This window comes from Alphaproteobacteria bacterium HT1-32, from assembly GCA_009649675.1.
GTDB lineage: Bacteria > Pseudomonadota > Alphaproteobacteria > Rhodospirillales > HT1-32 > HT1-32.
On sequence record WJPL01000001.1, the window covers coordinates 2,048,938 to 2,067,948 of the forward strand.

Annotated in this window: 19 protein-coding genes and 1 riboswitch; of the genes, 15 read left to right on the plus strand and 4 right to left on the minus strand. The window is 57.9% G+C overall.

Translation table 11 applies throughout. From position 1 onward, the window contains the following. Positions 1–89: 89 nt before the first annotated feature. From GH722_09735 to GH722_09750, 4 genes are all read left to right on the plus strand, one after another. A complete protein-coding gene (locus GH722_09735) occupies positions 90–995 on the plus strand; it encodes a UDP-2,3-diacylglucosamine diphosphatase (GenBank protein MRG72053.1) in 906 nt (301 codons plus the stop codon). Then, a complete protein-coding gene (locus GH722_09740) occupies positions 911–1,957 on the plus strand; it encodes a glycosyltransferase (GenBank protein ID MRG72054.1) in 1,047 nt (348 codons plus the stop codon). Before GH722_09735 ends, GH722_09740 begins: the two co-directional genes overlap by 85 nt. A 129-nt stretch (positions 1,958–2,086) precedes the next feature. Further along, a complete protein-coding gene (locus GH722_09745; GenBank protein ID MRG72055.1) occupies positions 2,087–2,566 on the plus strand; it encodes a DNA starvation/stationary phase protection protein in 480 nt (159 codons plus the stop codon). A 37-nt stretch (positions 2,567–2,603) separates the two neighbouring features. Continuing rightward, on the plus strand, positions 2,604–3,188 hold the full coding sequence (locus tag GH722_09750; protein MRG72056.1) for a DUF924 family protein: 585 nt from the start codon (positions 2,604–2,606) through the stop codon (positions 3,186–3,188). A gap of 53 nt (positions 3,189–3,241) precedes the next feature. Here GH722_09750 and GH722_09755 read toward each other — a convergent pair whose 3' ends face one another. Beyond that, positions 3,242–3,676, minus strand: a complete 435-nt coding sequence (locus GH722_09755; GenBank protein ID MRG72057.1) for an MmcB family DNA repair protein — start codon at positions 3,674–3,676, stop codon at positions 3,242–3,244. A gap of 68 nt (positions 3,677–3,744) precedes the next feature. Beyond that, entirely contained in the window at positions 3,745–4,581 is an 837-nt protein-coding gene (locus GH722_09760; protein ID MRG72058.1) for an isocitrate lyase/phosphoenolpyruvate mutase family protein, read from the minus strand. Between the two features lie 116 nt (positions 4,582–4,697). Here GH722_09760 and GH722_09765 point away from each other — a divergent pair, with 116 nt between their 5' ends. From GH722_09765 to GH722_09780, 4 genes are all read left to right on the plus strand, one after another. Further along, positions 4,698–5,111, plus strand: a complete 414-nt coding sequence (locus GH722_09765; protein ID MRG72059.1) for a DUF350 domain-containing protein — start codon at positions 4,698–4,700, stop codon at positions 5,109–5,111. Positions 5,112–5,120: 9 nt separating this feature from the next. Next, positions 5,121–5,963: a hypothetical protein gene (locus GH722_09770; GenBank protein MRG72060.1), complete on the plus strand. Its 843-nt coding sequence runs from the start codon at positions 5,121–5,123 to the stop codon at positions 5,961–5,963. Positions 5,964–6,066: 103 nt separating this feature from the next. Beyond that, entirely contained in the window at positions 6,067–10,899 is a 4,833-nt protein-coding gene (locus GH722_09775) for an NAD-glutamate dehydrogenase (GenBank protein ID MRG72061.1), read from the plus strand. Further along, positions 10,896–12,167 (plus strand): MFS transporter, encoded by a 1,272-nt coding sequence (locus GH722_09780; protein MRG72062.1) that lies wholly within the window; start codon positions 10,896–10,898, stop codon positions 12,165–12,167. The genes GH722_09775 and GH722_09780 overlap by 4 nt, the downstream gene beginning before the upstream one ends. A 10-nt stretch (positions 12,168–12,177) precedes the next feature. On the opposite strand, the gene GH722_09785 is transcribed toward GH722_09780, so the two are convergent. Together GH722_09785 and GH722_09790 are read right to left on the minus strand one after the other, a co-directional pair. Next, positions 12,178–12,498 carry a heavy metal-binding domain-containing protein gene (locus GH722_09785; protein ID MRG72063.1) on the minus strand — a complete coding sequence of 107 codons (321 nt, stop codon included), beginning with the start codon at positions 12,496–12,498 and terminating at the stop codon, positions 12,178–12,180. Between the two features lie 3 nt (positions 12,499–12,501). Next, a complete protein-coding gene (locus GH722_09790; protein ID MRG72064.1) occupies positions 12,502–12,825 on the minus strand; it encodes a heavy metal-binding domain-containing protein in 324 nt (107 codons plus the stop codon). A gap of 131 nt (positions 12,826–12,956) precedes the next feature. Here GH722_09790 and galE point away from each other — a divergent pair, with 131 nt between their 5' ends. The 7 genes from galE to cysC all read left to right on the plus strand — a co-directional run bounded on the left by galE (position 12,957) and on the right by cysC (position 18,983). Beyond that, positions 12,957–13,934 (plus strand): UDP-glucose 4-epimerase GalE, encoded by a 978-nt coding sequence (gene galE, locus GH722_09795; protein MRG72065.1) that lies wholly within the window; start codon positions 12,957–12,959, stop codon positions 13,932–13,934. A gap of 39 nt (positions 13,935–13,973) precedes the next feature. After that, a riboswitch (cobalamin riboswitch) is annotated at positions 13,974–14,193 on the plus strand. A gap of 32 nt (positions 14,194–14,225) precedes the next feature. Continuing rightward, entirely contained in the window at positions 14,226–14,429 is a 204-nt protein-coding gene (locus tag GH722_09800) for a CbtB-domain containing protein (protein ID MRG72066.1), read from the plus strand. A gap of 15 nt (positions 14,430–14,444) precedes the next feature. After that, a complete protein-coding gene (locus GH722_09805; protein ID MRG72067.1) occupies positions 14,445–15,191 on the plus strand; it encodes a cobalt transporter in 747 nt (248 codons plus the stop codon). After that, on the plus strand, positions 15,133–15,543 hold the full coding sequence (locus GH722_09810) for a DUF1636 domain-containing protein (GenBank protein MRG72068.1): 411 nt from the start codon (positions 15,133–15,135) through the stop codon (positions 15,541–15,543). Before GH722_09805 ends, GH722_09810 begins: the two co-directional genes overlap by 59 nt. 103 nt (positions 15,544–15,646) lie before the next feature. Then, on the plus strand, positions 15,647–16,324 hold the full coding sequence (locus tag GH722_09815) for a phosphoadenylyl-sulfate reductase (protein ID MRG72069.1): 678 nt from the start codon (positions 15,647–15,649) through the stop codon (positions 16,322–16,324). Continuing rightward, complete coding sequence (gene cysD / locus GH722_09820) at positions 16,324–17,118, plus strand: sulfate adenylyltransferase subunit CysD (protein ID MRG72070.1); 795 nt, start codon at positions 16,324–16,326, stop codon at positions 17,116–17,118. Before GH722_09815 ends, cysD begins: the two co-directional genes overlap by 1 nt. Continuing rightward, a complete protein-coding gene (gene cysC, locus GH722_09825) occupies positions 17,118–18,983 on the plus strand; it encodes an adenylyl-sulfate kinase (GenBank protein ID MRG72071.1) in 1,866 nt (621 codons plus the stop codon). Before cysD ends, cysC begins: the two co-directional genes overlap by 1 nt. The last annotated feature ends 28 nt before the right edge of the window (positions 18,984–19,011 follow it).

Here is a 19,011-nt window from a genome sequence, read left to right on the forward strand (position 1 = left end):
ATCAAAATGTGCAACATAAAAAAATTATTTGAATAATAATCCGGAGATGAAGAAACGGATGATGGTAACAGACGGATAAAGGGGAAGAGATGAGCGCTGAATCACCTTCTCTACATCGCTATCGAGCCATCTGGATATCCGATATCCATTTGGGAACCCGGGGCTGCAAGGCAGAATTCCTGCTCGATTTCCTGAAGTATACGGAGTCCGAATATCTCTATCTGGTCGGGGATATCATCGATATCTGGCGATTGCGTCGCAACTGGTACTGGATGCAGACGCATAATGATGTGATCCAGAAACTGCTGCGCAAGGCGCGTAAGGGTACGCGGCTTTATTACATTCCCGGTAATCATGATGAAAAACTGCGGGATTTCGGCAAGCACCGCTTTGGCCGTGTTACGGTAATGAATGAGGCCATTCATGTGGCCGCCGACGGCAAGCGCTATCTGGTGATGCATGGTGATCAGTATGATGCGGTGGTGCTATATGCACGATGGCTCGCGCTGACCGGAGACTGGGCCTACAACCTGCTGCTTGCGATCAACCATCACTACAACATTGCCCGCCGGGCGCTTGGTTTCGGCTACTGGTCGTTATCGGCCTATCTGAAACACAAGGTGAAGGATGCTGTCGACTTCATCTCGCATTTTGAAGATGCGGTTGTTGATGAAGCACGTTCCCGCGACCTCGATGGAGTGATCTGTGGCCATATCCATACGGCAGCCCTGAAAGATATCGACGGTATCACCTATGCCAATGACGGTGATTGGGTCGAAAGCTGCACGGCCCTTGTCGAGCATATGGATGGCCGGCTTGAAATCATCGACTGGATGGCAATGCAGCAATTGTCTCCACTTGATGGACGGTTTGAAGACTCTGAAAAACTTCCAGCGGAAAAGGCTGAACAATGCGTCTCCTCGTCATCACTGACGCCTGGCTTCCTCAGGTCAATGGCGTCGTACGCACGCTTGTTACGCTCGTCACCAGGCTGAAGGCGGACGGTCATGAGGTTGAGGTCATCTCGCCGGACGGCTTTCGCACCATACCCTGCCCCACTTATCCGGAAATCCGGCTGGCACTGATGCCGGGGCACCGGGTAGGAGCCCGGATAAAGGCTTTTGCACCGGATGCCATTCATATCGCCACTGAAGGTCCGCTGGGCCTTGCGGCCAATCGTTACTGCCGTTCCCGGGGGCTGGCCTTTACAACTTCCTATCACACCCGGTTTCCGGAATATGTTCATGCCCGCTGCCGTCTGCCGCTTGGACTCTCCTATGCCTTTCTGCGCTGGTTTCATGGTGCGGCACATCGGGTGATGGTCGCGACCCGGACAATTGAAGATGCACTGGCTGAACGGGGATTCACCAATATCGGTCGCTGGACCCGTGGCGTGGATACCACGCAGTTCCGGCCAGTTGATAACCGTCTGCTCAACCTGCCCGGGCCGATCCTGCTCTATACCGGGCGGGTCGCGGTGGAGAAGAATATCGAGGCGTTTCTGGCGCTGCCCAATGCGGGAACCAAGGTCGTTGTCGGGGATGGCCCGCAAAGAGCCGGTCTGCAAAGACGCTTCCCGGATGCGGTGTTTGTCGGCATGCGACATGGTGACGATCTGGCCCGGCATGTGGCCTCGGCAGATGTCTTTGTGTTCCCCAGCCGTACCGATACTTTCGGGCTGGTGCTGCTGGAGGCGCTGGCCTGTGGTGTCCCTGTCGCCGCCTATCCGGTGCCCGGACCGCTTGATGTGGTCGGTGAGACGGATGTTGGCGTGCTGAATGAAGATTTGTCCGCTGCGGTGGACGGCGCATTGCTGCTCGATCGCAATGCCTGCCGGCGTTTTGCAGAAGCCCGGTCATGGGATGTCAGCGTGGATCAGTTTCTTGGCAATCTTGCAATCAGGGAACCGGCGACCAAGTTGAAGGCGAACAGCGGTCAGGCGATTATAGATCACTGATTAAAGTCTGATCAGTTCTGTCAATCATCACGACTGACGCAATCAATTGGATCGGCGCCCGGCCCGGCGTTATGGTCTTTTCATCAGCGGCGAGCAACGTCGCGCAACGAAAAGTACAGGAGATTTCTCATGCCCGAAGAAATGGATATTGATATCGGAATCAGCGGTGATCAGCGCAAGGCGATTGCAGACGGGCTGTCGCGGTTGCTCGCCGACACCTACACGGTTTACCTCAAGACCCATAACTTCCACTGGAACGTCACAGGCCCGATGTTCAACACATTGCACCTGATGTTCGAGACCCAGTATACCGAACTGGCGCTGGCCGTTGATGAAATTGCTGAACGTATCCGGGCATTGGGTTTTCCGGCTCCCGGCACCTATCGTCAGTTCGCTGAACTGACCAGCATTCAGGAACCGACAGATATCCCGTCGGCTGAGGAAATGGTCCGTCAGCTTGCCCGCGATCAGGAACGGGTTGCGAAGACCGCCCGTGAAGTGTTCCCGCTTTGCGAAGCAGCTTCGGACGAGCCGAGTGCTGATCTGCTGACCCAGCGGATGAACCTGCATGAAAAGACCGCCTGGATGCTGCGGTCGATGGCATCCTGATCTTGCGCTTTGATGGAGAAATGCTGTGACGGCCCCGGTGGAATCCGGGGTCGTCACCCGCATTCTGGACTTCTGGTTCGGTGCTCCCGGATCTGCCGAATATGGCAAGCCCCGGAGGATGTGGTTCAAATCCGGTGATACACTGGATGCCGAGATCAGAACCCGGTTCGAGGCTGACTGGCATCGTGCGATGGCAGGCGATTATGATGATCTGACCGGTGATGCCCGTGGCGCGCTGGCGATCATCATCCTGCTGGACCAGTTTCCCCGCAATATGTTCCGGGCTACGGCGCAGGCTTTTGCGTCTGATTCACGCGCCCTGCAAATTGCCATTCAGTCGGTTGATGCAGGTTTCGATCAGGAACTGGCGGAACTCGAACGCATGTTCATGTACCTGCCGTTTGAACATGCGGAAGATATCGCCATGCAGGACCGGGCTGTCAGCCTGATGAGTGGTCTGTCTGATCCGCAATATCTCGATTATGCCCACAAGCACCGGGATATCATCCTTCGCTTTGGTCGCTACCCTTACCGGAACGATGTGCTCGGGCGTACGAATACGGCGGAGGAAGAAGCCTGGATGAACGACCCGGCAGCAGAATCTTTCGGGCAGAAGAAGTAGTTACAGGAGCCTGATGTTTTAGCCTTCCCCTTGCCGCAGATGTCGCCGGGGGGTCAGCCTGTCCGGCGCAGACGTGCGGCGGCGGCGCGGGCGAATTGCAGGGTCTGATGCTTGCGGCGGGTGGCATTCATGCCGGCATCAGGGGCTTCGCGGATCAGGGCTGCATCGAAAGCATCTGCAACCAGAATACCGCAGTCATCCGGCAACAGGTCGAGCGGAAAATTCTCGTTCACGGCGAAATAAAATGCGTCACAATGCGGCAGATATTCGGGCCATTTGCTGTCGGCCCGAAAGTCCGGGACAGAGCTTTTGACCTCAATGACGATGAACCGGCCCCGGTCATTCAGGGCCGCAACATCGACCCGTCGACCACCCCGAAGCTTGAATTCCGTCAGCGGTTCATAACCGCGGTCAACCAGATGCCGGCAGACACCGCGGGTGATTGCCAGAGCCGCCCCGGAGAGGCGCTTGTCTGGAAAAATGTTCATCTATTGTTCTCCTGCGATGCAGCCTAGCCGGAGTCTGATCCGGGCTGCAACAGGAAATTTTCCGGCGCTTACCGGACCGGTTTTGCGAATACCCTGTTCAGGCTGTTGAAGGGAATACTGTTCATGGCGAGGTCAAATCTGCCGCTGGTCTGCATCTCGCGGGTTGCGGCCAGCATTGCCCCGTAGGCTGTCCGCGCCAGCAGGCTGCCGACAGAGATGCGTTTCACGCCGATTGCTGAGAGGGCAGCATGCGTGACTCCGTCGATTTTCGGGTTGGGCAGGGCGTTGAACGGGCGGTCGATGGATTTTACGACGGTTTCGATGTCTGCCAGCGAGGTCAGGCCCGGTGCATAAAGCACATCGGCACCGGCTTCCTGAAAGGCCTGCAGGCGGGCGATGGTGTCAGCCAGATCGGGACGGCCATGCAGATAATTCTCGGCGCGTGCAGTCAGTACGAAACCATCCTTCACCGACCGGGCAGCCTCGACCGCAGCCTGTATCCGTTCAACGGCAAAACCGAAATCATAGATCGGCTTATCCGTGTTGCCCGTCGCATCTTCAATCGATCCGCCAGCCAGCCCGGTCCCGGCAGCCATCCGGATGGTCTCTGCGACATAGGCCGGGGCGTCATCGAATCCGCCTTCCAGATCCGCACTGACCGGCAGCGGGGTTGCCTCGACGATTTCCCGGCAGTGGTCGAGCACCATCTCCCGGTGGGTCTGGCCAAAACCCTCGGCCAGTCCGCGCCCGAAGGCAAAGCCGGCGCTGGTGGTGGCCAGTGCCTCAAATCCCGCATCAGCCAGCAGGCGGGCAGAACCGCGATCCCAGGGGTTGGGAATGATGAAGGCTTCATCGCGTTCGTGAAGCGCCTGAAAGTGGCGTACTTTATCGGATTGCTGGCTCATATCGGAAGTTCCCCGGTTATTTTCCGGCATCATAGTGGTGATCTTGCTGCCGGTCATGGTTGTCCTGTCGCCAGAATATGAGAGCATCCGGTCAGAACCTGTCAGGAGCCATCATCATGGAAGCCGTTCTGCAAAGCTTTCTCACCGGATTTCCCATCCTGTTGCTGCATTTCAGCGTCACCGTCATCATGCTCGGTATCGGCGCGTGGCTCTATTACAAATGGACGCCCTATTGTGAAATCACGCTGATTCGCGAAGGCAATATGGCGGCGGCGATCGCAATGGCCGGTGCTGTCATTGGTCTCGCGCTGCCGCTGGCAGTCTGCATGGCGGCCAGTGTGTCGGTGGCGGATATCGTCGTCTGGGGGTCGCTGACGATTGCACTGCAGCTGATCGTCTATCGGTTTGTCGACCTGCTTCTCAAGGGGCTGCCAGCACGAATAGAAAAAGGCGAGACCGCACCGGCCCTGTTTCTGGTCGGGGTAAAGTTCGGGGTCGCCATGATCAATGCGGCGGCGGTTGCCGGTTAGGCTGCTGTCATGAAGGGGATCGACAAGTTCGCCTTTTTGCTGATCGTGGTCAGTGGGTTGTTCACCTATTTTTTTGGCGACGACCGTGACGGTTTCGATGATCGCCGGCCATCACCGGAGAGGTTCGAGGTGGTGCCTGACCGGCCCTCCGGCCCGCGACGTCCCTTGCCTGACCAGTCTGACCGTGATCCGGTATTTGTAGTGGCGCCGTCACAGAAATCGGATTCCACAGGCACGGCTTTTTCGGTCAATGACAGTGGTTTCTGGCTGACGGCAAAACATGTCACCCATGGTTGCGACCGGATCGCGCTGGTCCGTCCTGACCGCAAACTGATCCGGGTTGTTGATGTGATCGAACATCCACGGGCTGATGTGTCGGTGATTCGCACATCGGGTGGTGTCGCGTCGCTGGGTCTGCGGGCGGGCAATCTGGAAATAGGCGAAGATGGCTACATGTTCGGCTTTCCGCAGGGCAGGCCGGGTGATGTTCATGCGCAGTTAATGGGCCGGGCGCGATCGGTCACGCGACAGGGGCGCATAAACTCCGAGCCGGTAATTGCCTGGACGGAAATGCGTCGGATGCCTGACCTGTCCGGCAGTCTTGGCGGCTTGAGTGGTGGTCCGGTGGTAGATGCAACAGGGCAGATTGTCGGGGTTGTTTCGTCTGAATCGGCCCGGCGCGGACGGGTCATGACCGCAGCACCGGTTTCTGTGCGTGAAGTTCTGCAACTGGCCAGAACGACAGCGCGTCCCGAGACGGCGATCCGGCCGGGGCCGGAGACATTTGGTACAATTGGTGACCGTTTACGACAGACGCAGATCGTGGCGCAGGTTTATTGTGACGTGCTTTAGTTCCGGTTTTGTCACAACCGTTTTATTCGTACTGACTATGGGGTAGCCTGATTTCAAAGGCGGGCGATTTCAACGCCTGCCGCAGATGTACGGGAGAGTGCAGATGGCTTTCGGCAATGAAGATCGCAAATCGGACCGCATGGATGAACTGCTGGCGCTGATCGATAAAAGATCCGGCGGAGAGAAAGCATCCCAGACCAAACAGTTTGTCCGGCAGTATTATGAACATGTCGGCTGGCACGATCTGGCCGAGATGGACCTGGATGAAATGTATGGTTCTGCGCTGTCTTTGTGGAATTTTGCACAGGATCACAAGCCGGGCGATACGCTTGTCCGCGTCTATAATCCCCGCTTTGAGGAACAGGGCTGGAAAGCCGACCATACGATTGTCGAGATCGTAACGGATGATATGCCGTTCCTCGTCGATTCCGGTACGGCGCTTCTGCAATCACATGATCTGAATGTGCATCTGATTATTCATCCGATTGTCCGCCTGCGCCGCGCCAAGGATGGGTCTGTTACCGATGTTCTGGATGAGGACGCGGAAGGTGCAGATGTTACCGCGACATCCTGCATGCATTTTGAGATCAATGAACAGACTGACCCGGCGGTTCTGAAGCGCCTGCATGATGACCTGTCCGAGGTTTATGCCGATGTCCGGGCCTCAGTCGAGGACTGGCCGGCAATGCGCAAGGCGGCGCAGGATGAGATCGGTGGTTTACGCAAGGCCGCAGACAGTTCTGCTGATGGGGAAGAGTTGCAGGAAGCGGCTGACTTTTTGCAATGGCTGCATGACGATCATTTCATTTTTCTCGGCTATCGCGATTACAGCTATCCGAAGAAGGGCAGCAAGGGTAGCGTCGACCCGAAGAGCGGCCTTGGTGTGTTGCGCGATGCAAAACGCGTCCTGATGCGCGAACTGCGCGATGTCGAGGATATGCCGGCAGATGTGTTGCGCTTCGTCAATTCACCGGAATTGCTGATGGTGACCAAGGCAGAAGGTGCTTCTTACATTCACCGCGCGGCCCGGCTTGATATCATCGGCGTCAAACAATTCGACAAGTCCGGCAAGGCAATCGGTCAGCGCCTGTTCGCGGGCCTGTTCACCTCCGTCGCCTATAACCGCAGCCCGTCGGAAATTCCGATGCTGCGGCGCCGGGTCAGTACCATTCTGAAGAAAGCCGGTCTGCGGCCGAGCAGCCATGATGGCAAGGCGCTGGTCAATATCCTTGAAACCTATCCCCGTGATGAACTGTTTCAGGCGGAAATCGGGGCATTATTTGAAACCTCGATGGGTATCCTGCAGCTTCAGGAACGCCAGCGGGTCGCCCTGTTCCTGCGTCAGGACAATTTCGAGCGGTTCATTTCCTGCCTCGTTTATGTGCCGCGTGACAATTATTCGACAGACCTCCGCAAACGGATCAACAAGATTCTCGCCAAGGCCTTCAATGGTGAAGTGACCGTCTTTTACACCCAGCTTGGCGAATCCATGCTGGCCCGGCTGCATGTCATCGTGAAGACCGAGCCGGGTAAAATCCCGGCCTATGATGCACATGATATCGAAGACAGCATTGTCGAGGCCGCCCGCACATGGACAGACCGGCTGACGGAAGCGCTGGTTTCAGACCGGGGCGAAGAACTGGGATTACGCACTGCTGATCGTTTTGGTGCGGCGTTCCCCGGTGGCTATACCGAGAAGGTTCACGCACAGGCCGCAGTCTTTGACATTGGCAAGATCGAGGAAGCGCTGGAGACAGGCCGGATCGGCATGAACCTGTATCGCCCCATCGAGGCAGGGCCGAACGAAGTTCGTTTCAAGCTGTATCATCCGAAAGGGGCGGTGCCGTTATCGGTTGTCATGCCGATGCTGGAAAATATGGGTCTGAACGTCATCGACGAACAACCCACATCGGTGCGCCCGGCAGAGAGCGACATGGTGATGATCCATGATTTTGGTCTCGCCACCTGTGATGGTGCGGCCATTGATCTGGCTGCCGTGCGGATGAATTTCCATACCGCCTTTGAGGCGCTCTGGACCGACGAGCTGGAGAATGACGGGTTCAACGCGCTGGTTCTGTCCGGTCTGGCGCCCCGCGAAATTACCATCATCCGGGCCTATGCGAAGTTTCTCCGTCAGGCCGGTATCACTTTCAGCCAGTCTTATATTGAAGAGACACTGGCCAAGCATTCAGCCATCACGCGGTTGCTGATCGAACTGTTCATGGCACGATTTGATCCGGCAGCCGACGGCAAGCGGGAAGCAAAGTCGAAGGCGCTGGTAAAGTCTGTCGTTGCGCATCTGAACGATGTGGTCAATGCGGATGAAGACCGCATGCTGGGCCGGTTCCTGAACTGCATTACCTCGACCCTGCGGACCAATTTCTTCCAGAAGGCGGAAGACGGTGGGCCGAAGCCGGCACTGAGCTTCAAATTTGATTCAAAGGCTCTGCTGGAATTGCCGCTGCCTGCCCCGCTGCGGGAGATTTTCGTCTACAGCCCGCGGCTTGAAGCAATCCATCTGCGGTTTGGTCTGGTCGCCCGCGGGGGGCTGCGCTGGTCCGACCGCCGGGAGGATTTCCGGACGGAAGTGCTGGGGCTGGTCAAGGCCCAGCAGGTCAAGAATGCGGTGATTGTGCCCGTCGGATCAAAGGGCGGATTTGTGCTGAAGCGGGCACCGAAAGAAGGTGGTCGCGAGGCCTTCATGGAAGAAGGCGTTGCCTGCTACAAGACGTTCCTGCGCTCAATGCTGGATATCACCGACAATCTGGTCGGTGGTGAAATTGTACCGCCGGTTGATGTGGTGCGCTGGGATGATGACGATCCCTATCTTGTTGTCGCGGCGGATAAGGGAACGGCAACCTTCTCGGATTATGCCAACTCTGTTTCTGCGGAATATGGTTTCTGGCTGGATGACGCCTTCGCTTCCGGCGGCAGTCAGGGCTACGATCACAAGAAAATGGGCATTACCGCCCGCGGCGCCTGGGAAAGCGTGAAACGGCACTTCCGTGAAATGGGCACAAACTGTCAGGTTGACCCCTTCACCTGTGTCGGCGTCGGGGATATGGCCGGTGATGTGTTCGGTAACGGGATGCTGAATTCCCCGGTGACGAAACTGGTTGGCGCCTTCAACCATATGCATATCTTCATTGATCCGGACCCGGATGTGAAAGCCAGCTACGCCGAGCGTCAGCGACTGTTCGACCTGCCCCGTTCAAGCTGGACGGATTACAACAGCAAGCTGATTTCCAAAGGCGGCGGAATTTTCGAGCGGTCGGCGAAGTCGATCAAGCTGTCCCCGGAAATCCGCAAGCTGTTTGATATCACGGAGACGGAACTGGCTCCGAGCGACCTGATCCGGACGATGCTGAAAGCGAACGTCGACCTGCTATGGTTCGGGGGTATTGGCACCTATATCAAATCCTCCGACGAGAGCCATACGGATGCCGGGGACCGGGCGAATGACGCGCTCCGCGTCAATGGTGAGGATTTGCGGGCGAGTGTTATCGGTGAGGGTGCGAATCTGGGAACGACCCAGCTTGGCCGTATCGAAGCCGCGATGACCGGAGTCCGGCTGAACACTGATTCCATTGATAACTCTGCCGGTGTTGATTGCTCGGATCATGAGGTCAACATCAAGATTCTGCTGGGCGGTGTGGTCAATGACGGCGACATGACCATGAAGCAGCGCAACAAGCAGCTGGTCGAAATGACCGATGAAGTCGGCGAACTGGTGTTGCGTGATAACTATCTGCAAAGTCAGGCGATCTCGCTGGTCGAACATGGCGGCGTTGCCGGACTGCATCCGCAACGGCAGCTGATGCGGATGCTGGAACGTCAGGGCCGGCTGAACCGCAGCATTGAATATCTGCCGGATGACGAGGAATTACAGGATCGGCAGAACCGAAGAATCGGTCTGACCCGACCGGAAATTTCCATTCTGATGCCTTATGCGAAAATCTGGCTGTATGACGAACTGCTGGCTTCTGACCTGCCCGATGATCCGCAGCTTGAAGAAGACCTGGTGCGTTACTTCCCGACGCCATTGCGTGACAAATTCCGCGACCAGATCGTGGAACACCGTCTGCGCCGGGAAATCATTACCACGGTTGTCGCCAATTCCATGATCAACCGGGTTGGCGGCTGGTTCGCGGCGGAAATCGGAGAGCGCACGGGCATGGGGCTGGTCGATATTGCCCGCGCCTACACCATTACCCGTGATGTGTTCGCCCTGCGCAGCGTCTGGGCCGAGATAGAGTCGCTGGATAACAAGGTCGCGGCGGATGTGCAGATCCGGATGCTGGAATGGATCAACAAGCTGATCTCCGGCGGCGTGTTGTGGTTCCTGCGTAATGGCCCGCATCCGCTGGATATTGCGGCCAACATCAAAACATTCCAGGCTGGTGTGAAAGAGATTGCGGACAATCTGGATAATCTGGTTGTCGGCGATGTGAAGGATATCCTTGCCCGCCGGGCAGAGAAAATGATCGCTGACAAGGTGCCGGCAGCACTGGCCCGCAAGGTCGCCAATATGTCGATCATGGTGACGGCCTGTGACATCTGTCGCATCGCAGCGACCTCCGGCAAGAAAGTCAGTGATGTCGGGGCGTTGTATTTCAATGTAGGTGATCGTTTCGGGCTGGACTGGATCCGTCTGGCATCGGACGGTGCTGAAGGTGACAGTCACTGGGAACGGCTTGCCGTCTCGGCCATTGTCGAGGATTTCTACAGCCATCAGCAGGCAATTACGGCGGCGATTCTGCAGGCATCGAAGGGCAAGACCTCCGACGACGCGATTGAAAACTGGATTGCCGGAAATCAGGTCGCGGTGGATCGCACGGCACAGTTGCTTGGTGAATTCCAGTCGATGTCCGGCACGGTTGATCTTGCCATGCTCGCCGTCGCTAACCGGCAGTTCAGGACGATGATCGAGACGTGAGTACAGAAAAACCGGCGTCGACCAGGGCCCTGATTGCCTGGTCATTCTATGACTGGGCGAACAGTGCCTTTCCGACGACAGTCATCAGCTTCGTCTTCGCGGCCTATTTCGCCAAGGCTGTCGCCCCGACCGAGGAACTCGGTCAGGTCTGGTGGAGCTGGGGGGTCGGTGTCTCGGCGCTGGTTGTTGCCATCATTGCACCTGTGCTGGGCGCGATCGCCGACAAGGATGGACGCCGCAAACCCTGGATCGCAGCCTTTACCCTGCTCTGTATCGCTGCGACGGCCGGGTTGTGGTTTATCCGCCCGGAAGCGGAACTGGCGATCATGGCGCTGGTGCTGGTTGGTCTCGCCAATGTCGGCTTCGAGATGTCGTCAGTATTCTACAACGCCATGCTGCCGTCGCTGGCCCCTGCCGACCGGCTGGGGCGGTGGTCGGGCTGGGCCTGGGGGATCGGTTATGCTGGCGGTCTTGCCATGCTGGCGATCTGCCTGTTCGGTTTCGTTCAGGCTGAAACACCCCTGTTTGGTGTCGGCAAGGAAGATGCGGCAAATGTTCGGGTAACCTCGGTGGCTGTGACGGTCTGGTTTGCCGTCTTCTCGCTGCCGATGTTCCTGATGACTCCGGACAGCCCTGGTCAGGGGCGCCCGATGACCGAGTCCGTGCGGGAAGGTCTGGCCCAGCTTGCGGCGACCTTCTCCCGTGTCCGCGATTATCGTGATATTGCCGTCTTCCTGCTGGCCCGGGTGCTCTATATCGACGGCCTGACAACCCTGTTTGTGGTCGGTGCGATTTTTGCGGGGACGGTTTTCGGACTGACCTTCGAAGAAATCATTCTGTTCGGTATCGCGATCAATGTCTTTTCGGGTGTCGGTGCGGCGCTGTTCGGCTGGGTGGATGATCTGATCGGCCCGAAACCGACCATTCTGATTTCGATTGCCGGGCTGGTTCTGCTGGTTGTGGGGCTGCTGATGGTCGAGTCAAAAACCCTGTTCTGGACCTTTGGACTGCCGCTCGGATTGTTTGTCGGCCCGATTCAGGCGGCAAGCCGGACCATGATGGCGCAGCTTGCGCCGCCGGAATTGCGCGGTGAGATGTTCGGGCTGTTCGCCTTTTCCGGCAAGGCGACGGCTTTTGTCGGGCCTATTCTGCTGGGCAGCGTGACGGCGATAACAGGCTCTCAGCGAATCGGCATGGGCGTCATCGTTGCGATGCTGATTGGTGGCGGCCTGTTGCTGGCGGCTGTGCGGATGCCGGCCCGGAAATAGGAACCGGAGGTCAGTCCAGCTTTACCGCTGTGCCATTGACGCTGAGCAGAATCATCGGGCGGCTGTCGCCAAGCACCTGATAGTCGAAATCGACACCGACCACGGCATCAGCCCCCATGGCGGTCGCTTTTTCCGCAATGGTTTTCTCTGCTGCCTTGTGAAGGCTGTCGACGTCGGCTTCAAAAACGCCGCTTTGCGAATGGATAATGGCTACCGCGTTCTTCAGGAAATCCTTGAAGACGCTGGCGCCGACAACGGCTGCACCGGAAACGGACCCCATATATTCGGTGATCCGGCGGCCTTCGATATTGTCAGTGGTTGTGATGATCATCGGTCAGGCCAGCTTTACGGCGGTGCCGTTTGCGCTGACAATCAGCATGGTTTTCTTGTCACCACCGACGACTTCATAATCCAGATCAATCCCGACGACGGCATCTGCACCGGCTGATTTTGCTTCTTCCATGAGATCTTCCAGTGCCGCTTCCTTGGCCTCTTTCAGGATCTTCTGGTAGGAGCCGGACCTGCCGCCGACAACATCCCGGATGGATGCAAAAAAGTCACTGAACAGATTGGTTCCCATCACCGCTTCTCCGGCGACGACGCCCCGATATTCAATGATAACATGGCCTTCAACGGAATCGGTCGTTGTTATAATCATCTTTATCCTCGCTGAATTGACAACATACCCATTCCCCGCAACAGAAGAATGACGCCAAACCGGGGGCGGAATCAAACGCTCTCTCACCTGCCGTACTTGCGGCAGGGAGAATGTCGTCCTAGGAAGACGATATGGAACGCAATATTCTCGTTACGGGCGGTGCCGGTTATATCGGCAGTCACATCGTTCATGCTCTCTGCGACAGTGGTGTGCAGGTTGTGGTGGTCGACGATCTGTCGCGGGGTGACCGGGCCCTGCTGCCTGACGACGTGACGTTTGTTGAGGCAGATATCTGTGATGAGGCGGCTGTTGAAGCGGTATTTTCAACCTGTCGCCCGACCGCTGTGATGCATCTGGCAGCCCGGTCGCTGGTGCCGGAATCACTACAGCAGCCACTGGAATATTATCGCGTCAATGTCGAAGGTACGCGGCTTCTGGCTGCCGCCTGCAAGGCGCATGATGTTAAATCCTTTATTTATTCGTCTACGGCCTCGGTTTACGGCGCGCCTGAAACGCAGCCTGTCGCGGAAACGACCCGGAAGGAACCGGAAAACCCCTATGGTGCCTCCAAGCTGGCCGGTGAATGGGTTTTGCGGGATGCGTATCTTGCCGGTGGCCCGGCCTGTGTAACGCTGCGTTATTTCAATGCTGCAGGCGCCGACCCGTCAGGGCGCTGCGGACAGATCGGGCCTGCTTCGCATCTGATCAAGGTGGCGGCCCAGGTGGTTGTCGGGGCGCGTGATCATCTGGTCATCTACGGAACGGATTACCCGACTCCCGATAAAACCTGTGTGCGCGACTATCTGCATGTCTCAGACATCGCTGCGGCGCATCTTGATGCGCTGGCCTATCTTGAACGAGGTGGTGCGCCGGACAGTCTGAACCTCGGTTACGGGCGGGGATTTTCGGTCCGGGAAATTCTGGCGGTGATTGATGATCTCTATCCCGGCGCACTTGTGGTGCGGGAAGGTGACCGCCGGCCGGGTGATGTGCCGGAACTGATTGCCGCCTGTGAGCGGGCCGGAAAGGTCATCGGCTGGACACCGGCACATGCCGATCTGGTGGAAATTATCCGTACCGCAGTTGAGTGGGAAAGGGGGCTTCAGTGACCCCCGCGCAGCAGATTGACATTGACATCCAAACGGTTTGGCCTTGAATGGGAGAACGGTTGCCCAGAGGACATTTTATGTCGGGCATGAAAAGGGAACGCGGTGATGCTGGGACTAAAGTGAACAGCAGATGCCGGGGCCGCCCTCGCGACTGTAGATGGTGATCGCCTGTTAAGAGCCACTGGTTCTGCGGAGCCGGGAAGGGAACAGGCGGGGTGATCCATAAGCCAGGAGACCTGCCGTAGGATGCAACTCCAGCAAGGCCGTCGATGGGACGGCAGGGAGAATGAGATGACGACCGAGACACTGACACATACACAGGCCGCTGCTTCAGCAACCACGCAGACCAGTTCACGGACTGGCATTCGTGTTGTTGCCGCGCTGGCTTTTCTGTTTGGCGCAGGGCTGGTTTTTACCACCGGTCTCGCCGGTTCATCGGTGCTGCATAATGCGGCCCATGATACCCGGCATTCGCTGGCGTTTCCCTGCCACTAACCAGACAGGTCTGTCATGATAAACCGGGTTTTGACTGCCTGCCTTGCGGCGGGCCTTTTGGCAGGTCTGGCTGGTGCCATCCTGCAGGAATTCACGACGACACCCCTGATCCTCGAAGCTGAGAAGTATGAAACGGCTGCGGCATCTGCGCCAGCTTCCCGTTTCGTTGCCACGCAGTATGGTGAGGCGAAACTGTATCTCGCACATTCCGGCAGCCATGATGCGCCAGCCGATGGTGCGGAACCCTGGTCGCCGGAAGACGGGCTGGAGCGGCTCAGTTACACGACCATTACCTCGATTGCGACGGCCTTCGGATTCGCCCTGATGCTGCTGGCCGTGATGCTGGTCAGCAACGCAAGGATTACGCCGCGCACCGGCCTTGCCTGGGGCGCCGCCGCATTCGTTGCGACCGGTCTGGCTCCGGCCCTTGGTCTCAGCCCTGAATTGCCGGGATCAGCCGCTGCCGTGCTGGAATATCGTCAGACCTGGTGGCTGGCCACCGTCGCCCTCACCGCAGGGGGGCTCTGGCTGGTGCTGGTACTTTCCAGAAGCTGGTCGATTGTTCTCGGCATCATTCTGATCGCGCTGCCGCACATTGTCGGTGCACCCCATCCGGAAGCCTATACCAGTGTGGTTCCGTCAGAGCTGGCGGGTCACTTTTCAGCGGCATCACTGGCTGTTCATGCAGTGATCTGGGCTATCGTTGGATCGGTCATCGGGTTTATGTGGAATCGCGGTGAAAGGGATCAGGCGGTTGCCTGATCAGTCGCGGACCACAATCACGGTCTGTGTCGCCTGCGCGGCGGGGGATGACCCTGTCGCCGGCGAGACTTTGTTTGACCGCATTGCCGGTTATCTGAAGGACGACCCGGCAATCGAGGTTCGGACGGCGGAATGTCTGGCCGTGTGCGAGCGTCCGGTGACTGTGGCCTTTCAGGCTCCGGGTAAATGGACCTATCTGCTTGGCAATGTCGATGAGACGGTCCCGCTCGATGACATTGTTGCAGCGGCCCGTGCTGTGGCGCAATCCCCGACGGGTATTCCGGCGATGGCTGACCGCCCGGCATTTTTTGAAAATGGCGTGATCTGCAGAGTTCCTCCGGTTACTGAATAACAGTATAAAACTGCAAAATTATTTTTTATACATAGGTGAAATGTTCTTGATTTACGGCAGGGGCAATCCGGGGTCTTTGTGATGTCGAAACAGGGGAAAGCCCATGACGACAACCCGCAAGACAGCCTCAGCCCGCTCGATCATCCGGCAGTTTGGTGAACAGGAATATGCCGGAGAACTGTGCGCCGTAACTTCTTTCGGTACGGAATCTGCGGTGTTGCTGCATCTGGTTGCCGATATTGATCCTGCGCTGCCCGTGCGTTTTATCGATACCGGCCGGCATTTTCCGGAAACCCTGACTTATCGTGATCTGCTGGTCGGGAGGCTCGGGTTGAAGAATTTTGTCTCTCTCCATCCTTCGCCTGCTGTGATTGACCGGAGTGACCGGGAAGGGCAATTGCATATGCTGGATCCTGATCTGTGCTGCCGGATTCGCAAAACTGACCCGTTCGCTGAACTTTCCCGCCGGTTCCGTGCTGTGCTGACAGGCCGCAAGCGGCACCATGGCGGGGAGCGGACCACATTGCCGATGGTTGAGGTTGTCGACGGGCTGGTGCGTATTCACCCCTTGGCGGACTGGACGGCGGGGGATATGAACCGCTACAGACTGCTTCATGATCTGCCGCCGCATCCTCTGGCTGCCCGCGGATACAGTTCGATTGGCTGTGCGCCTTGCACGACACGGACGGTTCAGGGAGAATCGGCCAGAGCAGGACGGTGGCGTGGTGTAACCAAAACGGAATGTGGCATTCATTTGCCGCCAGTGAGTACCGGTAAATGATGACCCATCTTGATGAACTGGAAAGTCGCAGCATTCACATCCTGCGCGAGGCCTATGCCCGGATAGACCAGTTGATGGTGCTCTGGTCACTGGGTAAGGATTCAAATGTCCTGATCTGGCTGCTGCGAAAAGCCTTTTTCGGTCACGTGCCGATTCCGGCTGTGCATGTTGATACGGGCAAGAAGTTTCCGGAGATGTATGCATTCCGGGAACGCTACAAGACAGAATGGAATATCCGGCTGGTGACGGGCGAGTGCCCGCCGGTTGAGGAGATGGACCCATCTTTGCCGCCGGCTGCCCGCTCTGCCGCCCGCAAGACCGCCGGTCTCAAGCGTCTGATCGAACGGGAAGGCTATAACGGTATCATCGCCGGTATCCGCAGGGACGAAGAGGGGCTGCGCGCCAAGGAACGGGTATTCTCGCCACGTGCGTCATCCGGCGAATGGGATTTTCGCGATCAGCCGCCGGAGTTCTGGGATCTGTTTTCAGCCGAGCCCGCACCGGGTTGCCAGATGCGCGTGCATCCGCTGCTGCACTGGACCGAGCTTGATATCTGGCGCTATATCGAGCGCGAGAACATCCCGCTGGTCGATCTCTATTTCGCCCGCGACGGCAAGCGTTACAGGTCACTCGGTGATCAGGACATCACCTCGCCGATTGTCAGTGATGCGGCGACGGTGGCTGAAATCATTACCGAGTTGCAAACGACAAAGGTCGCTGAACGGTCAGGCCGGGCGATGGATCATGAGTCAGAAGATGCCTTCGAGCGTCTGCGCGCCGACGGATATATGTGATGACAGACCAGTCGCTGCTGAATGTTGTCTTCGTCGGCCATGTCGATCATGGAAAATCCACCGTCATTGGCCGCCTTCTGGGGGATCTGAATGCCCTGCCGGATGGCAAGCTGGAAGCCGTGAAGGCGATGTGCGACCGGCGGGGGATGCCCTTTGAATGGGCCTTTCTGCTGGATGCTTTTCAGGCAGAACGGGATCAGGGTATTACTATTGATACGGCGCGGATTTTCTTCGCGACCGACCGGCGCCGCTACGCCATCATTGATGCGCCGGGACACAAGGAGTTCCTGCGCAACATGGTCACCGGGGCATCCGGTGCCGATGCTGCCGTGCTGATTGTCGATGCGCAGGAAGGTGTTGCCGAACAGACCCGCCGTCATGCCCTGATCCTCAACCTGATCGGCATTCGGCAGGTTATCCTTGTGGTCAACAAGATGGATCTCGTCGGTTATGCCGGAGATCGTTTTGCCGCGATTGTCGAAGAAGCAGAATCCCGGTTGCTGTCACTGGGGTTTGACCGCAGCCGGCTGACCGCCATTCCTGTTGCGGCCCGGAACGGGGACGGGATTGTTGCCGCTGGTGACAAGATGCCCTGGTATCAGGGGCCGACGCTGATCGAGGCGCTGGACGGGCTGGATGAAAAGACGGCACCTGTGGGTCTGCCGCTCCGCCTGCCGGTACAGGATATCTACAAGTTTGATGACCGGCGTATCATTGCCGGCAAGGTTGAGGCAGGTCGCCTGTCGATGGGTGATGAACTGCTTTTCACTCCCTCCGGGCATCGTGCGCGGGTTGCCTCGATCGAGGGCTGGCCGGATGCTGCCACCGGGCAGACAGTTGAAGCGGGCCTGTCGGTCGGCTTGCAGCTTGATGACGATATCTTTGTCGAGCGGGGTGAGGTCGCAAGTCTGCCCGAAACACCGCCCGTGCTGGCTGACCGGTTCCGGGCGCGGCTGTTCTGGCTGTCAGAGACGCCCCTGACCGTCGGACGACGGCTACAGCTGATGGTTGGTACGGCGTCGCTTGCGGTGCGGGTGCTGTCGATTGATGCGGTTCTGTCGTCGGAAGATCTCAGCCGGGACGAAGACCGCGAAGATGCGCTGCGTCATGATGTGGTCGAGGTTAGTTTCGAGGCGGTCCGCCCGATTGCGCTGGATGCATTTGAAGATTCCCCGGCGACGGGACGTTTCATTCTGCAGGATCAGTATCGGGTTGTCGCTGGCGGCGTTGTGCTGCGTGACGGTCTGACGGACCGTCGTGGCGGCGCGGGCGTGAAGTCGACGAACATTACCCGGGTCATTCATTCAGTGCCGACGGAAGATCGCTGGCGGATGAACGGTCATCGCAGCGGTGTGGTCTGGCTGACCGGCCTGTCCGGGTCGGGCAAGTCGACACTGGCGATTGCGCTGGAGGAAGCGCTGTTCCGTAAAGGCTGGCAGGCCTATGTGCTGGATGGTGACAATATACGTTATGGCCTGAGCGGAGATCTGGGCTTTTCTCCGGAAGACCGGGCGGAGAATATCCGCCGCGTCGGTGAGGTCTCGTCCCTGATGGCGCGGGCCGGTCAGATTGTCATTACCGCCTTCATCTCGCCCTACCGGTCTGACCGCGACCGGGCCCGGGCGATCCTGCCGGACGGATTTCACGAGGTTTTTGTCGATACCTCGCTGGCCGAATGTGAACGGCGTGATCCGAAGGGGCTTTATGCCAAGGCCCGGGCGGGCGAGATACGTGATTTCACTGGTATCGATGCGCCCTATGAGGCGCCGGAAACGCCGGAACTGCGGCTGGTGACCGATGGCCGGGAAGTCGAAGAGAATCTTCGTGAACTGTTGCGTTATATCGAACGCCAGTTTGCGCTTTGATGCCGCCGGGCATAGGTTGGAGCGAGCA

Excerpts from the sequence above, each read along its gene's own strand:
- GH722_09735 (MRG72053.1), top strand. The coding sequence starts at position 90 with ATGAGCGCTGAATCACCTTCTCTACATCGCTATCGAGCCATCTGGATA.
- GH722_09740 (MRG72054.1), top strand. The coding sequence starts at position 911 with ATGCGTCTCCTCGTCATCACTGACGCCTGGCTTCCTCAGGTCAATGGC.
- GH722_09745 (MRG72055.1), top strand. The coding sequence starts at position 2,087 with ATGCCCGAAGAAATGGATATTGATATCGGAATCAGCGGTGATCAGCGC.
- GH722_09755 (MRG72057.1), bottom strand. The coding sequence starts at position 3,676 with ATGAACATTTTTCCAGACAAGCGCCTCTCCGGGGCGGCTCTGGCAATC.
- GH722_09760 (MRG72058.1), bottom strand. The coding sequence starts at position 4,581 with ATGAGCCAGCAATCCGATAAAGTACGCCACTTTCAGGCGCTTCACGAA.
- GH722_09765 (MRG72059.1), top strand. The coding sequence starts at position 4,698 with ATGGAAGCCGTTCTGCAAAGCTTTCTCACCGGATTTCCCATCCTGTTG.
- GH722_09770 (MRG72060.1), top strand. The coding sequence starts at position 5,121 with ATGAAGGGGATCGACAAGTTCGCCTTTTTGCTGATCGTGGTCAGTGGG.
- GH722_09775 (MRG72061.1), top strand. The coding sequence starts at position 6,067 with ATGGCTTTCGGCAATGAAGATCGCAAATCGGACCGCATGGATGAACTG.
- GH722_09785 (MRG72063.1), bottom strand. The coding sequence starts at position 12,498 with ATGATCATCACAACCACTGACAATATCGAAGGCCGCCGGATCACCGAA.
- GH722_09790 (MRG72064.1), bottom strand. The coding sequence starts at position 12,825 with ATGATTATAACAACGACCGATTCCGTTGAAGGCCATGTTATCATTGAA.
- galE (MRG72065.1), top strand. The coding sequence starts at position 12,957 with ATGGAACGCAATATTCTCGTTACGGGCGGTGCCGGTTATATCGGCAGT.
- GH722_09800 (MRG72066.1), top strand. The coding sequence starts at position 14,226 with ATGACGACCGAGACACTGACACATACACAGGCCGCTGCTTCAGCAACC.
- GH722_09805 (MRG72067.1), top strand. The coding sequence starts at position 14,445 with ATGATAAACCGGGTTTTGACTGCCTGCCTTGCGGCGGGCCTTTTGGCA.
- GH722_09815 (MRG72069.1), top strand. The coding sequence starts at position 15,647 with ATGACGACAACCCGCAAGACAGCCTCAGCCCGCTCGATCATCCGGCAG.
- cysD (MRG72070.1), top strand. The coding sequence starts at position 16,324 with ATGACCCATCTTGATGAACTGGAAAGTCGCAGCATTCACATCCTGCGC.
- cysC (MRG72071.1), top strand. The coding sequence starts at position 17,118 with ATGACAGACCAGTCGCTGCTGAATGTTGTCTTCGTCGGCCATGTCGAT.